Annotated in this window: 14 protein-coding genes; 6 read left to right on the plus strand and 8 right to left on the minus strand. The window is 62.0% G+C overall.

The genetic code is table 11. The features are described 5' to 3' along the window. Positions 1-99 precede the first annotated feature (99 nt). On the minus strand, positions 100-582 hold the full coding sequence (locus tag M0D64_RS38310) for a YraN family protein (protein ID WP_266261488.1): 483 nt from the start codon (positions 580-582) through the stop codon (positions 100-102). Here M0D64_RS38310 and rsmI point away from each other — a divergent pair. Then, positions 581-1459 carry a 16S rRNA (cytidine(1402)-2'-O)-methyltransferase gene (rsmI, locus tag M0D64_RS38315; protein ID WP_266261489.1) on the plus strand — a complete coding sequence of 293 codons (879 nt, stop codon included), beginning with the start codon at positions 581-583 and terminating at the stop codon, positions 1457-1459. The two genes, M0D64_RS38310 and rsmI, sit on opposite strands and share 2 nt — an antisense overlap. A 209-nt stretch (positions 1460-1668) precedes the next feature. On the opposite strand, the gene M0D64_RS38320 is transcribed toward rsmI, so the two are convergent. After that, positions 1669-2301, minus strand: a complete 633-nt coding sequence (locus tag M0D64_RS38320) for a septal ring lytic transglycosylase RlpA family protein (RefSeq protein WP_266261490.1) — start codon at positions 2299-2301, stop codon at positions 1669-1671. A 609-nt stretch (positions 2302-2910) separates the two neighbouring features. Here M0D64_RS38320 and M0D64_RS38325 point away from each other — a divergent pair. The 3 genes from M0D64_RS38325 (at position 2911) to M0D64_RS38335 (ending at position 4730) form a co-directional block, all read left to right on the plus strand. Then, on the plus strand, positions 2911-3555 hold the full coding sequence (locus tag M0D64_RS38325) for an MBL fold metallo-hydrolase (protein WP_097390963.1): 645 nt from the start codon (positions 2911-2913) through the stop codon (positions 3553-3555). After that, positions 3552-4181 carry an exonuclease gene (locus M0D64_RS38330; protein ID WP_266241887.1) on the plus strand — a complete coding sequence of 210 codons (630 nt, stop codon included), beginning with the start codon at positions 3552-3554 and terminating at the stop codon, positions 4179-4181. Before M0D64_RS38325 ends, M0D64_RS38330 begins: the two co-directional genes overlap by 4 nt. A 90-nt stretch (positions 4182-4271) precedes the next feature. Continuing rightward, positions 4272-4730, plus strand: coding sequence for an Lrp/AsnC family transcriptional regulator (locus tag M0D64_RS38335; RefSeq protein ID WP_012431468.1), 459 nt, complete (start codon positions 4272-4274; stop codon positions 4728-4730). Between the two features lie 14 nt (positions 4731-4744). Here the strand turns inward: M0D64_RS38335 and M0D64_RS38340 are convergent, their stop codons facing one another. From M0D64_RS38340 to M0D64_RS38350, 3 genes are all read right to left on the minus strand, one after another. Next, positions 4745-5989: a cation diffusion facilitator family transporter gene (locus tag M0D64_RS38340; protein WP_266261491.1), complete on the minus strand. Its 1245-nt coding sequence runs from the start codon at positions 5987-5989 to the stop codon at positions 4745-4747. 257 nt (positions 5990-6246) lie between these two features. After that, complete coding sequence (locus M0D64_RS38345) at positions 6247-6549, minus strand: H-NS family nucleoid-associated regulatory protein (RefSeq protein WP_054037926.1); 303 nt, start codon at positions 6547-6549, stop codon at positions 6247-6249. A 395-nt stretch (positions 6550-6944) separates the two neighbouring features. Next, complete coding sequence (locus M0D64_RS38350) at positions 6945-7607, minus strand: HugZ family protein (protein WP_266261492.1); 663 nt, start codon at positions 7605-7607, stop codon at positions 6945-6947. 125 nt (positions 7608-7732) lie between these two features. On the opposite strand from M0D64_RS38350, the gene M0D64_RS38355 reads away from it, so the two are divergent. After that, on the plus strand, positions 7733-8944 hold the full coding sequence (locus M0D64_RS38355; RefSeq protein ID WP_266261493.1) for an MFS transporter: 1212 nt from the start codon (positions 7733-7735) through the stop codon (positions 8942-8944). Positions 8945-9201: 257 nt separating this feature from the next. Continuing rightward, a complete protein-coding gene (locus M0D64_RS38360) occupies positions 9202-10869 on the plus strand; it encodes a collagen-like triple helix repeat-containing protein (protein WP_266261494.1) in 1668 nt (555 codons plus the stop codon). Between the two features lie 92 nt (positions 10870-10961). Here the strand turns inward: M0D64_RS38360 and M0D64_RS38365 are convergent, their stop codons facing one another. The 3 genes from M0D64_RS38365 to M0D64_RS38375 form a co-directional block, all read right to left on the minus strand. Next, positions 10962-11978, minus strand: coding sequence for a cupin-like domain-containing protein (locus M0D64_RS38365; protein WP_266261495.1), 1017 nt, complete (start codon positions 11976-11978; stop codon positions 10962-10964). Positions 11979-12119: 141 nt separating this feature from the next. Next, on the minus strand, positions 12120-13265 hold the full coding sequence (locus tag M0D64_RS38370) for a branched-chain amino acid ABC transporter substrate-binding protein (RefSeq protein WP_154558892.1): 1146 nt from the start codon (positions 13263-13265) through the stop codon (positions 12120-12122). A gap of 432 nt (positions 13266-13697) precedes the next feature. Next, positions 13698-14801, minus strand: a complete 1104-nt coding sequence (locus tag M0D64_RS38375; RefSeq protein WP_266261496.1) for a nitronate monooxygenase family protein — start codon at positions 14799-14801, stop codon at positions 13698-13700. Between the last annotated feature and the right edge of the window lie 184 nt (positions 14802-14985).

Below are 14985 nucleotides of genomic sequence, written 5' to 3' on the forward strand. Positions count from 1 at the left end.
GCGCTACCTCGTCGCTGCTTTCTATACGCCGGTGTGGTTCACGAGGCCCGCACGCGAGCGCAAGTTTATCGCACTCACGCGCGTTCTCCCCGCACTGCATCAGACTTCGTCAGCGCGAAACGCATCGCGCAGCCACACGAGCCGACCCGCTTCGAACGCAATCACGTCGAAACGGCATGCGGGCTCATCGTGCGAACGCCTGCTGCGGGTTGCCAGGTAATGCCGCGCGGCACGCACGATCCGCTGCTTCTTTTGCCAGCCGATGCTCGCCGCCGCGCCGCCATAATGTTGCTGCGCACGCGCGCGAACTTCGACGAACACCAGCGAGCCGTCACGGTCGCGCATCACCAGATCGATCTCACCGCCCCGGCACAGCACGTTGCGCGCGACGAGACGCAAACGCTGCCGCTGCAAAAACTCCATCGCACGCGCCTCGAAAGCCGCGCCGACGAGTTTGGACCCGGTTGGTCTCGAAAAGTTGTGGCCGTCGGCCCGCGCACTCACCTGCCCACCACCCGGTTCACGCGCCGCTGCGTGGCACAATGGCGGCCTCGTTCTGTCTGTCTGCGTCTTCTGTCTCATGACTCCTCTCTCCGAACTCGCGCAGGGGCAGCAGTACCCTGCCGCCGCGCTGTATGTGGTGGCCACGCCGATCGGCAACATCGCCGACGTCACGCTGCGCGCGTTGCATGTGCTCGGACTGGTGGACCGCATCGCCGCCGAAGACACCCGCAACACCGGCCAATTGCTCGCGCGCTACGGCATCTCGAAGCCGCTCGTCGCGGTTCATCAGCACAACGAGCGGGCCGCGGCGCTGCGCCTGATCGAACACTTGCAAGCGGGCGAACGCGTGGCCTACGTATCCGATGCGGGCACGCCCGGCATCTCGGACCCCGGCGCGAAACTCGTCGACGCGGTGCGCGAAGCCGGTTTCCCGGTCATTCCGCTGCCCGGCGCAAGCGCGCTCGCCACCGCATTAAGCGCGGCCGGCGACTGGGTCGCGACGTTCTCGTTCCTCGGCTTCCTGCCGCCGAAGGCAAAAGCACGCGCCGCGGCACTGCAAGCGCTCGCGAACCATCCACACGCGATGGTGTTCTACGAAGCGCCGCACCGGATCGTCGAAACGGTGCAGGCGTTGGCTGACGCATTCGGCGGCGAGCGCAAGCTGCTGATCGCACGGGAATTGACGAAGTTACATGAAGCGCTGCACTGCGGCACCCTGGCCGAAGGGCCAACGTGGCTCGCGGCCGATCCGAACCGGCAACGCGGTGAGTTCGTCCTGGTGGTGGAAGGTGCGCAGCCGGAAGCCGCTGGCGAACACGATCACGACGCGTTACTGGGCATCCTGCTGGAAGAGTTGACGGTGAGCAGCGCGGCGAAAGTTGCGGCGACCCTCACCGGTGCATCGCGCAACGCGCTCTACACGCGCGCTTTGGCGCTTAAGAAAGACGAGGAATAAAGCGGACGGGAAGGGATGTGCGCCAGCGGATCAGGCTCGCAGCGCGAGCCAGGACCGCAAGGAATGAGCGGCGCGTGCAGCCACGGTTGATGAGTAAAAGAATAGGGCCGCGCGAAGCGGCCCTTTGTCTTTCGGCGAACAACGGCGCGAGTTAGCGCCATGTTGCCCGGCGTCACGAGCGCGTCAGAGGCGCGCCCGCGGCCCCGGCATTACTTCTCTGCGCTCGAACCTGAGTTCGACGCCAGCGTTTCATTCAGCTCAGCGCGTGCTTCCTGACGCGTCAACCCTTCGATCTTGACCCGGGCCGTACCGGCGTGGCGCATGTCGAGCACGGCGGCGGCGGCCATCGACAGGTCAATGATCCGGCCACGCGCATACGGGCCACGATCGTTGATGCGCACGACAACCGAGCGCGACGTAGCCGGATTGGTCACGCGAACATACGAGCCGAGCGGCAACGTGCGATGTGCCGCAGTCAGCGCGTGCATGTCGAAACGTTCGCCGTTGGCCGTGCGGCGGCCATGGAAGCCGCGGCCGTACCACGAAGCGCGACCGGTCTGCTGAAAGTCCGAAATGCCCGAACCGCCGTCAGTCAGCGGCTTGGCATCGGCCAGCGACGAGCCTTTGGCGGCTGCGTCGGATGCCGGCGCGCTACCGAAAGCTTGCGGGCCGAAGGAACCTGCCTGCGCATTCTTCGTGCTCAGCGGTACGCCGCTTTCCGACGTGTTGCTCGCGCCCGGAGGCGTGGCGCAACCGGCCAGCACAAAAAAGGCAAAAAGAGTCCCCAGACCACGGGATAACCGAGTTTTCATAAGACGTGCAATCAAATTGTCGAGCCGCATCACGCGAAAAGTTGAGCGTGTTGCCTGCGACTCCGGCGGCAATGGACGACAACGCGCCGCGCAGAAGAGCGCAGTACGTCAAAGCCCGGATGCGGCTTACCCAGCCGCTACCGCACGGTTAATTTTCACGTCTGGCGCAACCTGTCCCCGGCAGCCTGACCAGACCCCACATGCCGCCATCGAACGTGGCAAACACGTTCTTGCACGCGGAACTCAGCGCGCAGGAACAGCGGCGTAGGCCCCACCCAGCGTCACGGAATTTAAGTCCGTTGCAGGCGCGCGGCGCCTGGCTGGGTAAGACGTGTGCATCGAATGCATCGATACCTGATGGCCGCCCAAAACTGCGACAGCCCATACTTGAGTGGCAATCCGCGTGCCCATTTTTGATGGGGACGCATCGCCGTGTGGCATGCACAATTCCTTGTGCATGGAGGCCATTATACCCAAAAGAAAATTTTGGGATGGCAAGCGACTGAAAACCTTGATGAATTTTCACTCTTGCTGCAAAAATGGGCAGCTCAAAGCCCGCTGCAGCGGGGCCTCAGCGCCCTCGACGAGCGTCGACGAGACGCCGGTACAATCAACGTTTTTCCAGCGGCGCCGTCGTCCATGAAAGTCACCTTGATCCCCGTTACGCCGTTCCAGCAGAACAGCTCGCTGCTCGTTTGCGAGGCAACCGGACGCGCGGCCGTCGTCGATCCGGGCGGCGACCTGGATGTCATCCAGGGTGAAATCGCACGCCAGAATGTGACGGTCGAAAAAGTATTCCTCACGCATGGCCACATCGATCACTGTGCCGGCGCGAAGACGCTCGCCACACACTACGGCGTGCCGATCGAAGGGCCGCATCCCGACGAAAGTTTCTGGCTCGACAAGCTGCCGGATCAAAGCACGCGCTTCGGCTTTCCTGCTGCCGAAGCGTTCGAGCCGGATCGCTGGCTGCAAGACGGCGAGACCGTGCAATTCGGCGACGAAACCCTCGAGGTCTATCATTGTCCCGGCCACACGCCAGGCCACGTGGTGTTCTTCAGCCGCGCACATCGGCTCGCGCTGGTGGGTGACGTGCTGTTCGCCGGATCGATCGGCCGCACGGATTTTCCGCGCGGCAATCACGCCGACCTGGTCCGCGCGATCCGCGAAAAACTCTGGCCGCTCGGCGACGACGTCACCTTCGTTCCGGGCCACGGTCCCACCTCGACGTTCGGCGCTGAGCGCCGCACCAATCCGTATGTCGCCGACGGAGTCAAAGCATGAGCAGCGAAATCTACGTGAGCACCGATGTCGAAGCGGACGGCCCAATTCCCGGCCCGCATTCGATGCTCAGTTTCGCCTCCGCCGCATACACGGAAGACAAGCAGTTGATCGCCACCTTCTCCGCGAATCTCGAATTGCTAGACGGCGCCAAGCCGCATCCGGTGCAGGAAGCATGGTGGAAGACGCAGCCTGAAGCGTGGGAAGCCTGCCGCAAGGATTTGCAGGATCCGCAGGCCGCACTGACGGCCTATGTCGAATGGGTGGAGGCGCTGCCGGGCAAGCCGGTGTTCGTGGCGATGCCGGCCGGTTTCGACTTCACCTATATGTTCTGGTACATGATGCGGTTTGTCGGCCGCTGTCCGTTTTCGTGGTCGGCGCTCGACATCAAGACACTGGCCTTCGCACTGACTGGCCTGCCGTACCGCAAGAACATCAAGCCGCGCTTCCCGAAGCACTGGTTCGACGAACATCCGCACACGCATGTCGCGCTGGATGACGCGATCGAACAGGGCGCGCTTTTCTGCAACATGCTCAAGGATCTGCGCGCGGTCCAGGCAGCCACGCTGGTGGCCGCTAAAGATGGGGACGGCTCAGGACAAAACGCCGCTGAGGAACCAGCAAATTAGGTAATCTCCCTCGCCGAAGCCGTTTTACATTGCGTTTCGTTTTCGAGACCTCTACCATGCGTTGATAGGGCGACGCCAACGGAGGCGCAGTTGACACTCGATACGTTCTCTCAAAAAATCCTGCGCCTGCTGCAGCTCGACGCACGCCGGTCCGTACAAGAGATTTCCGACCAGGTCGGCCTGTCGAGCACCCCGTGCTGGCGCCGTATCAAGGATATGGAGCAATCAGGGGTGATCCAGCGCTACACGGCATTGCTGGATCGCGAAAAGCTGGGGCTGCACGTCTGCGCGCTTGCGCATATCCATCTCACGCGCCACACCGAGGGCGGGGTCGAACAATTCGAGCGGGAAATCGCTACCTGCCCGGAGGTCACCGAGTGCTACAGCACGACCGGCGAATCCGATTACATCCTCAAGATCGTCGCGCCGGACATCAAGGCGTACGACAGCTTTCTGCACGAACGCATCTTCAAGATTCCCGCGGTCGCGCAAGTGCGTACGAGCGTTGTGCTGCGCGAGATCAAATTCGATACGCAATTGCCGCTGTGAGACTGTAACCGCACTCACGTGGCGCTATGCGGTTGCTCAGCCTTGGCGCTGGCGATGGTGTCGCCGGGCCCTGCTTTCGTCGAGACGCCGCTTTCGGCCTGCAGTACGTCCACCCCCTGCAGCACGTCCAGCTTGCGGGCACCGAGACGGCGTCTGAGCGCGTCCAGATCGACACGAGCCAGACACGGCTCATCGCTTTCGGCCGTGCGCGATCCCGGCGTCGGCAAAACCACTTCGACATCGAGCCCCGTGCTCAAGTAGTGCATATTGACCGCTGCGGCCTTCATGCCACCCGCGGCGAACGCCGCGTTGACAACGGCAACGACCCGCTCCCGAGTCGGCAGATTGACGGGCGGGCGCGCAATCGCGTCGTTCTCCGGGTCGACGTGGATCAGCGCGTCGAGCACGCGGTTGTCGGCCAGCACGCGCAAGCGCGCCGATTCGGCGATGTAGTGCCCTTCCGATACCGAGATCAGCGGGTCGACCAGAATATGCGCATCGACGAGAGCGAAGTCACCCATCTTGCGGGTGCGCATTTCATGCACGTCGCGTACGCCAGGCGTCGCGAGCAATAGCGCGCGCATGTCGGTGGAGGTGGCTTCGTCGAGCGCGCGGTCGGAAAGATCTTGCAGCGCGTCCCAGCCGAACATCCAGCCCATGCGCGCCACCATGAAACCGACAATCGCCGCGGCGATCGGATCGAGCAGACGCACGCCTGCGAGGCTGCCGATAATGCCAATCGCGACCACCAATGACGAAGCGGCGTCCGAGCGTGCGTGCCATGCGTTCGCAATCAACATCGCTGAACGCACGCGTTGCGCTTCGCGCAGCATGTAGCGAAACAGGCTTTCCTTGAAAATCAGCACCAGCACAGCCACCGCGAGCGCGCTCATATGCACGGCAGGGATGCTTTGCAAATCGGCGAGACGCGTGCCGGCACGCCACAACATACCGACGCCGACCACAATCAGCAGCGCACCCAAAAACAATGACGCAACCGTTTCATAGCGGCTATGTCCGTAATTGTGATCCGCGTCGGGCTTGGCGCCGCTGTGCCGATTAGCGATTAGCACGACAAAATCGGAAATCAGATCGGCTAACGAATGGATACCGTCGGCGACCAGCGCCTGCGAATGGGCAAACACCCCGATGACGATTTGCAGCGCCATCAGCACCGTATTGAGCGCAATACTGACAAAGGTACTTTTGCGCGCGACGCGATGTTTCTCGACGGACTGGACGGCGGCGGTGGAAGGCATCTCTGAAACGACGTGAAGAGTTCAATGCCTGTATTCTACCCGGCCCATCTTGATATGCGCTGGATAAACCACAAAAAAACCTTTTAAATCAGACGCTTATCTAAACGAAAAGCATTCGCGTTCCAGTTTCATGGAACGCGTGTGACAAAGAGTCGCGGCAATTTGCAGCGACAATAAAAAAACCGCGCCCTGACGGTACGCGGTTTTTTTCTGGTAACAGCAGGCGCTATATGCGTCACTGATTGACCGTATAACTATTACTTCTGGATCAGAAATTTCTCGCGATCCAGACCTGCGATCCAGCGCGGCGGCTTGCCGCGGCCCGACCACGTGCTACCGCTATCCGGATCACGATACTTCGGCGCGACGCCTGCACGCGGACGACCGGCCTTAGCAGCCTTGGCACCACGGCCACCACCGAGTTCAGTCAGCGAAATGCCGTAATCGGCCATTTTCTGCTTGATCTCATTCAACACTTCTGCATATTCACGCGACTTTGCTTCTTCGATCTGCTTTTCGAGCTTCTCGCGCTGGGCGAGTAGTTCCTTGTAGGAAGACATAGGTTCCCTTGTGGTTTGGATAAATGACTGCCAGTCTTAAGCCAGCTTGCCCTTTGAAGTGATCATGCCTCGGAATTTGATGGCGAGATTAACACAAAATAGAAAGACTACAAAAGCGCCGTCGTAAAATTAATCTCAATTCGTTTCAAAAAATTTCACTCCGACGCGATGTTACGCAGACCCTTTCAAATAGCTAATTTTCGCATTCCGCTGAAAAGCATGGTCGCACATCGATCATTATTGGATTAATTATCAAAAAATGAAATTTAAGATAAAAAAAATGTCCCAACATTTCATGCCATGAAAGCTTTAACATGAAACGTCGGAACATATTACGACCCGTGCTCTGCCTTGTTATTGCAGCATGAGTGTTTTCCCGAAACAGCAATCGAAACTTAATTAGCGTGGCGCTGGATGCAATCTTCGAGCGCCGCATGCAAGGTTTCGGTATTGCGTTTCGCATCGTCGAAGACAAAACGGGTACGTGCGCCGTCCACCTTCAGATCAGCGCCATAGCGATCGACGCCGAGCAATTGAAGTCCGCTGGCGCCCGGGGAATGACCGGCGAAATGTTCGATCAGCGCGTTTTCTTCGTTGAAGCCGAGTGGCGGCAGTGGATCGAGGTCGGCGCCGGCGAGCCAGCCCATCGCGCCGAAGCCGCCGATGTAGCGCAGCCGTTCGAGCCTCATTGCCCAGAACGTGAAATCGCCGAGAACCAGGTACCGTTCGGCGTCCGGGTGATAGCGCAGATAGCGCTGTACGACTTCTGGAGTCGAGTCGACCGGTTCGAACGTGCCGAGCAAAGTGACGCGCTGGCCGCTCAGCACGTCGCCGTCCGGTGCGTCGACGACCAGAAAGCCGGCGCGCGGGTCCACGTGCAGGTTGTGCGTATGCTCGGCGAGCCGGCTCACGAGGATCGTCGGACGATGCTGCGGGTCCGGCGCGAACGGCAGCACCGAAGGATAAGGAAAACCTTCCGGCTGACGCGCGTGAGTTGCGAGCGTACCGATAGCGACCATATGAAGCAGATGCAGCGGAGCGTGAGCGGGAATGTTCAAGTGCGCGTTCCTCGATGGCCAGGCATTGGATCGATCTGCTCCAAGCATAAGACAGCGCGCTTCGTTAGAATCGGAAATTCGCTTTCAACGCGCTTTCTCAGGCGTTCTCCCTCCCCGAGATTTCCGTGTCCGACCGCTCCGCCGAATTCGTCACCCTCCCCGCGGCTCATCGCGATCTCTCCGACACCGCGCGGCAGCGCGCCCGTATCGCCACGATGGCGCTGTTCTTCATCGCCGGCATGATGTACGCGTCGTGGGGCGTGCACGTGCCGACAGTGCGCGACCGCTTCCATTTGAACGCGGCGATGCTCTCCTACGCACTGCTTGCTCTCGCCGGTGGCTCGATCGGCGCAATGGCGGCGAATGCGTCCTGGATTGCGCGGGTCGGCACGCGCCGGGCCTGTCTGACGGGCGGTCTGGTGATGTCGGCATGTGCGGTGCTGATCCTGATCGTGCCGGCTTACTGGATGTTGCTGATCGTGCTGGCCGTCTTCGGCGCGGGCATGGCCACGCTCGACGTCGCGATGAACGCGGAAGCCAGCGCTGTCGAGAAAACGCTCGGCAAGCCGATCATGTCAGCGCTGCACGGCATGTTCAGCGTCGGCGGAATGGTCGGCGCGGCGGTGGGCGGCGTCCTGTTGTCGCGTGGCATGGCGCCGGCTGTGCATCTCACGCTGGCCGCGGCGATCAGCGCGCTGGTGCTGATTGCGGCCAGCCCTTCCGTACTGCCGCACGTGCCCCACGCCGACCATCCCGACGCCGCCACGCCGCGCGCCAATCGCTGGCGATCGCCGGCCTTGTGGGCGCTCGGTGCCATGGCGCTGGTCGCGCTGATCGCCGAAGGTGCGATGTACGACTGGGCTACCGTCTACATGCGCGACGTCGTGCTGTCCACGCCGGCCCTCGCGAGCGCGGCCTACGCGGCGTTTTCGGGCGGAATGGCGGCGGCGCGTTTCGCCGGCGACGCCGTGCGCGCCCGCTTCGGCGCACCGCAACTGGTGATGGCGAGCGCGTCGCTTGCCTGCGCGGGGATGGTCGGCGCACTGCTGCTGCCGAATCCGGTCATCGCCCTCATCGGCTTCACGCTGATGGGTCTCGGCCTCGCGAACATGATGCCCGTGCTGTTTGCGGCCGCTGCGAGCGTCAAAGGCATTCACGCGGCCGAAGGACTCGCGCATGTCGCCGGGCTGGCGTACTTCGGGCTGCTGCTCGGGCCCGTGATCATCGGCGCAGTGACGCAGGCGACCAGCCTGCCGATCGGATTGTCCGTGGTGGCCCTGTGTTCGGCGCTGATCGCGATCGCGGGTCCGAAGGTGCTGCGGCGTTTGAAGATCTGACGCAGACGCGCGCTGCTGTTGCATCGACGAGCGTCACGCCATATGAAAACCCGCGTTCTTACGTTACGTTACGCGCGGCCTGAACGCTGATGTGTTCCCCGCCACATCGGCGGCATCAACACCTTCATCGCGTCACACACCCTCTCCCAACCTCTTGATTTGTATGACTTTACTCATCGAATCGAGCATGCGAACACAAGTGGCATAGGCCTTGCAGTTAGCTTCCCAGCAATTTTCAAATTACGGGGGAGCAGACCATGAATCGCAATTTCAAACTGTCGGCGATCGCCATGTGCGTAACGTCGATGATCTTACTGACCGGATGCGGAAGCACGTTGACCGTCCCGGGCGCCAAGGCCGGGGCGGGTAGTGGTTCCGGCAGCGGCTCGGGTTCTGGTTCGGGAAGCGGCTCGGGAGGCGGAACGCCGACTCCGACGCCCACACCGACGCCCACACCGACGCCCACACCGACGCCGACACCTACGCCCACTCCGACGCCGACGCCCACGCCTACACCGACACCGACGCCTACACCGACACCGACGCCGACACCTACGCCCACTCCGACGCCGACACCTACGCCCACTCCGACGCCGACGCCCACGCCAACCAGCGCCAATCCGATCGGCGTCGTCGTCCAGAACACCGGCAACGTGGTGAGCTCAGCCGGCCAAACCGTCTCCGCGGTCGGCAGCCAGATCGGCCTCACGCCGATCCCCGGCGCGAACCCGGCCACCACGACCGCGCTCGGCAACGTCGTCTCGAATCTCGGCGCCGTTGTCACCGCAGTCGGCACGGGTGCGGTGAACGGCCCCGGCCAGCTCGGCAGTTCCACCGATCCGCTCGGCACGACGCTGGCGAGCAGCGGCGGCCTGATTTATAACGCAGGCCAGGCCGTCAACAGCGCCGGTCAGCTCGTGACGAGTCTCGGCAGCGGTCCCACCGCACCGCTCAGTCCGCTGACCACGCCGCTCGGCAGCACGGTCTCGACGCTCGGCGTTGCAGTCAGCAGCCTTGGCACGCAACTGGGCTCCCAGCCGACGAACGGCCAGATCCAGCAAGTGACGCAAACCGTCAGCACCGCGATCACGCCGATCACCGCCACGCTCGCGCAAACGACCCAAACCGTCGGCGATACGACCGGACTCGGCGCACCGCTGAACGGTTTGCTGTCGACCATCGGTCACGGCCTCGACACCGCGGGCAGCCAGGTCAGCAGCGCGACCAACAACCCGATCGGCCAGAACCTCGGCAATGTCGTGACCAAGCTCGGCGACACGGTCACGTCCGCCGGCGGCCTGCTGACAGCGGGCGGCACAAGCAGCAGCAACCCGCTCGGCGGCCTCACCGGCATCCTGAATCCGGGCGGCAGCGGTGGCGCAACGGGCAATCCGCTGGCGCCGTTGACCAGCATTCTCACCGCGTTGCCCGGCACCTTGAGCGGCGGCCTGATCGGCGGCAGCGGTTCGGGCAGCCCGCTTGCGCCAATTACCAGCGTCCTTAGCACGGTGACCGGCAGTCTCGGTGGCCTCGGCGGCAGCTCAGGCAGCAGCCCGCTCGCACCGCTGACCAGCGTCCTCAACACCGTCACCGGCAGTCTCGGTGGGCTCGGCGGTAGCTCAGGCAGCAGCCCGCTGGCACCGCTGACCGGTGTGCTGAACTCGGTCACGGGTGCATTGAGCGGCGGGACCGGCGGCAGCGGCAGCCCGCTGGCACCGGTGACGTCGGCAGTGTCGTCGCTGACAAGCGCGCTCGGGTCGGCAGCGGGTTCGGGCGGCACTGGCAGTACCAGCAACCCGCTTGCGCCGATCACCGGCCTGCTGGGCACTGTCACCGGCGCATTGACCGGTTCGGGGACCTCGACCGGCGGCACCACGGGCGGTGGCTTGCTCGGCGGTCTGGGCGGCCTGACGAGCAAGAAGTAACGAATACGAATAACGACAGCAAATAAAGACGCGAAAAACAAGCGTCGAAGGGGGGCGGCGAGCCGGGTCAACCGGCTCGCCGATTTTTTTTGTCACAGCTCGTGATATGTCACGTAGTCGCGCGAGAAGTCGTTACGTTGCAGAAAATTGGTGAACGTCATCGTCACCGATGCATCGAGTCCTTCCACGTAATGCCACCAGCCGATCGGCAGAAACAGTAATTCGCCGGGTTCGAGTGTGCATTCCATCAAATGCGCATTGCGCATCGACGGGAAACGCTCGTAGTCGATCGCACCGCCGTCCACCTCCGAATAACAATGCAGCATGTTCGCCATATGCGGCGTATCGGACAACGGCACCAGCTTGATCTGTTTGCGGCCGATCACCTGCGCCATGAAGTTATTGGTCAGATCATGGTGAAACGGCGTCTTCGTTCCTGCCGGCCCCATCCAGAAAAAACCCGTATCGGGCGACTCGGCATCGAGATATTCGCGGATAGTCGGCACGTCTGACCATAACGCAGCGAGGGCCGCGCGATTGTGCGAGGTGTTATTGGCGGTCATGTAGAAGTCGTTAGTCGGGCCGCTGCGCTCGACGAGATCGACATAATCGGCAAAGCGCATCATGCGCTTGAGCTTCGGCTGATTGATCTCATAATTCGCATCCGACTCGCGGCCGAACTGCACCTCGACTTCACAATCGCCGCACCGCTCGCGAAAGTAGTCGAAACTCCACTGCGTGCGCGCCGGCCAGAAATCGAAAGCGCCGGTGATGATGACCGGCCGGTTCTGAAAGTAGTACTGCTCAAAGAACTCGTCACGCGATAAACGCTCGCGCCGTTCGATCACGCCGCTTCCGGCGCGCATACGATTGAGCGTGCCGTACACCGACAATATCCATTCACGCTTGCGCAAACGATTGCGCAAGCGCACGGCACCCTCAAAGTAAGGACTCGCGAGCGCCGCCTCGATTTCGCGCGCGGCTTCGGCGGGGTCGAAACCATGCCCGACCAGCGCACCGTGCAGGGCAGGCGGCGGTGCGTCGAGCAGCAGATTCTCGGCAATCCAGCGGCGCCAGCCGTTGTCGATCGAACGGATCACAGTGGTCACGGCATTCTCCCAAACGATGTGCTCAAACCCGCTAGCCTCGCACGCAAACGCTCTAAAGAAAAGGCACGCGAGCCTTGCGGCGCGCGTGCCTTTTATCTGCTTGATCGAAGACAAACCAGGCTGTCTTCGGTCATGCGGCTCTTACATCTTCACTACGTCGAGCAGCGTCTTCTTGCCTGCCTTGTAGTTGTACAGCGAGATCACGCCGTGTTGAAGGTCGCCCTTCGAGTCGAACGTGGTTTCGCCGATCACACCCTTGTAGTCGGTCGCCGGCATAGCTGCCAGGATCTTCGACGGATCGGTCGAGTTCGAACGCTTCATAGCGTCGACGATGATGTACACAGCGTCATACGTGAACGGAGCGTAGATCTGGATCGGCTGACCGAAACGCTTCTGATACTTGGCGAGGAACGCTGCGCCGCCAGCCATCTTCTCGAGCGCCATACCGGCTTCCGAGCAGACGATGTTGTCGGTTGCGTCGCCAGCCAGGTCCGACAGCTTGTCGGTACACACGCCGTCGCCCGCCAGCACCTTCGCACGCAGGCCGAGCTGCTTGGCTTGCTTGGCGAACGGGCCGCCGGTTGCGTCCATACCGCCGTACATGATCGCGTCCGGGTTTTCGCCCTTGATCTTCGTCAGAATCGCGCGGAAGTCGACAGCCTTGTCGTTCGTCGCGTCATGCGACATCACGTTCAGGCCCAGCGACTTGGCGGTCTTTTCGAATTCGTTGGCGAGACCCTGGCCGTAAGCGGTCGAGTCGTCGACGATCGCGACGCTCTTCACTTTCAGACCCTTGGCTGCATAGTTAGCCAGCGCCGGACCTTGTTGCGCATCGGTCGCCACGACACGGTACGTCGTCTTGAAACCTTGTTGCGTGTAGGCCGGGTTCGTTGCCGACGGCGAGATCTGCACGATGCCAGCATCGCTATAGATCTTCGAAGCCGGGATCGAGGTGCCCGAGTTCAAGTGGCCGACCACTGCGACGACCTTATCGTCAACCAGCTTCTGCGCGACTTGCGTAGCCGTACGCGGGTCAGCTGCGTCGTCCTGTGCGTCGAGTTGCAGCGTGATTTTCTGGCCACCGATCGTCAGACCCTTGGCGTTGATTTCTTCAACAGCCAGACGTGCGCCGTTTTCGTTGTCTTTACCCAGGTGAGCGATACCGCCGGTCAACGGTGCAACGTGGCCGATCTTGACGACCTCGTCCGCCACCGCGCCCGTTGCCAACGACGCAAACAACATGGCCGCAGCGCTGATCGGCAACAGCTTTTGAATCTTGATGTTCATGTAAGTCTCCAGTTTCGGTCCCAAAAACAACGTAATCGCCCTGTGCCCCCGCTTCCCTACACGTGTCGCTCAGTCCCGTGGACGACCACGCCGGTTGCATCGTTCATGCACTTGGCCAGTACGTTCACCGGACTGTTTGTGGCAGACGGCAAACCGTACTTGCGCGCAAGTGTAGGCCATCAAATTAAATTGTGGGACTTTTTTGAGGAAGTGGGATGAACACTAATAGCGTTTATCCAACAGGAGTCGATTCCGGCTGGAAAGACAGGCTGGAAAGCACCAGCCCATGCGGGTTTCCGCTAGGTTCGCCTATCGTCTAACAGCGCGGCCTAAAGCTTTTAGCGTGTTAAACCGTTAATGTTTCGAATAGGCTTTGTGCGTAAAAACAAAGCGCGTCGCAGTTGCTGCGACGCGCGTCTGAGCCATGCCGAATCAACGTTTGAGCGCGCCGATCCGTGCTGCCACAGCATGCCATTCCTGCTCGAGTTGCCCAACCAGTTCGGCAGCGCCGAGGCCTTCCCGGCGCTTGCGGCCAAGCGGCGCGCCCTGGCCTGACCATAGAGACAGGTAGTCGCCGTTATCCGCGCGGCTCGCGGTTTGCCGCAGTTCCTGCGTCAAGGCGTTTTGCACCGGATAAGGCGCGACCTTATGCGCCGACTCGCTTAACCGCTGCATCAACGGATTGCGTATGCCGCGCGCATGACGGCCGGTGATCGCGCGCGTCACGGAGGTCGATGTGTCGGACATCGAACGTACTCGGGTTTTCCATGCCTGCGGTATCGCACTCTCCAGACAAGTGAGGAACGCAGTGCCCATCACCGCGGCTTGCGCGCCGAGCGCGAGTGCGGCGACGATGCCGCGTCCGTCCATGATGCCGCCGGCGGCCAGTACCGGCAGCCCGGTCGCATCGACGAGTTGCGGTACGAGCGCCATCGTGCCGACCAGCGCCTCCTCGAATGCGCCGATGAAGGTGCCGCGATGTGCGCCCGCCTCCGCGCCTTGCGCGGTGATGGCATCTGCGCCCACGTCGCGCCAGGCGACACCCTCGGCAACATGCGTCGCGGTGCCTATTACATATAGGCCGTTCGCATGCAGTCGGGCGGCGTCGGCGGCGGAAAGCAATCCGAACGTGAAACTCGCCACCGGCACGCGCAATTCAATCAGCGTTTCCAGTTGCGCGCGAAAATCCGGCGCGTAGCGTTCGAGCGGCTGACCCGGTGGCAAACCGAGGGCCGTGCGCAATGGATCGATTGCTTCGAGCGCGTGACGCACGGTGGCTTCGTCCGGCGCGGCCGGCTCCAGTACAAACAGATTCACGCCGAACGGGCGATCCGTCAGCGCGCGAATCGCCACGACTTCGCTCGCGATCTTCTCGGGCGACAGTGCCGCCGCCGCGAGGAACCCAAGACCGCCGGCATTCGATACCGCCGCCACCATCGCAGGCGTCGTCGCGCCGCCGGCCATCGGCGCCTGCACGACCGGCACCCGCAACTCGAAACGCGCCGCAAACGGCGTCACAAAACTGCCTTCATTCATGATCGATTCCCTCTCCGGCAAAGCGCTCGTAGCATCGACGAGCCAGGACTTTAGACTCTACCGAGCCGTGCGCGCGCGGAGAAATGAATTATCGAGAATGTTTCAATCGCCTTACGAGATTATCGCCGCGCGGCGGGCGTCGTCAGGCCGCGCGCGGCCTCAATGCAAGCCGTTTCTTTTGATG

Origin of the sequence: Paraburkholderia sp. WS6 (assembly GCF_030464835.1) — a bacterium.
Classification (GTDB): domain Bacteria; phylum Pseudomonadota; class Gammaproteobacteria; order Burkholderiales; family Burkholderiaceae; genus Paraburkholderia; species Paraburkholderia madseniana.

Bases quoted from the DNA above. Each gene is read 5' to 3' on its own strand.
- M0D64_RS38325 (WP_097390963.1), top strand. From the start codon at position 2,911: ATGAAAGTCACCTTGATCCCCGTTACGCCGTTCCAGCAGAACAGCTCG.
- M0D64_RS38310 (WP_266261488.1), bottom strand. From the start codon at position 582: ATGAGACAGAAGACGCAGACAGACAGAACGAGGCCGCCATTGTGCCAC.
- M0D64_RS38320 (WP_266261490.1), bottom strand. From the start codon at position 2,301: ATGCGGCTCGACAATTTGATTGCACGTCTTATGAAAACTCGGTTATCC.
- M0D64_RS38330 (WP_266241887.1), top strand. From the start codon at position 3,552: ATGAGCAGCGAAATCTACGTGAGCACCGATGTCGAAGCGGACGGCCCA.
- M0D64_RS38345 (WP_054037926.1), bottom strand. From the start codon at position 6,549: ATGTCTTCCTACAAGGAACTACTCGCCCAGCGCGAGAAGCTCGAAAAG.
- M0D64_RS38340 (WP_266261491.1), bottom strand. From the start codon at position 5,989: ATGCCTTCCACCGCCGCCGTCCAGTCCGTCGAGAAACATCGCGTCGCG.
- M0D64_RS38375 (WP_266261496.1), bottom strand. From the start codon at position 14,801: ATGAATGAAGGCAGTTTTGTGACGCCGTTTGCGGCGCGTTTCGAGTTG.
- rsmI (WP_266261489.1), top strand. From the start codon at position 581: ATGACTCCTCTCTCCGAACTCGCGCAGGGGCAGCAGTACCCTGCCGCC.
- M0D64_RS38370 (WP_154558892.1), bottom strand. From the start codon at position 13,265: ATGAACATCAAGATTCAAAAGCTGTTGCCGATCAGCGCTGCGGCCATG.
- M0D64_RS38360 (WP_266261494.1), top strand. From the start codon at position 9,202: ATGAATCGCAATTTCAAACTGTCGGCGATCGCCATGTGCGTAACGTCG.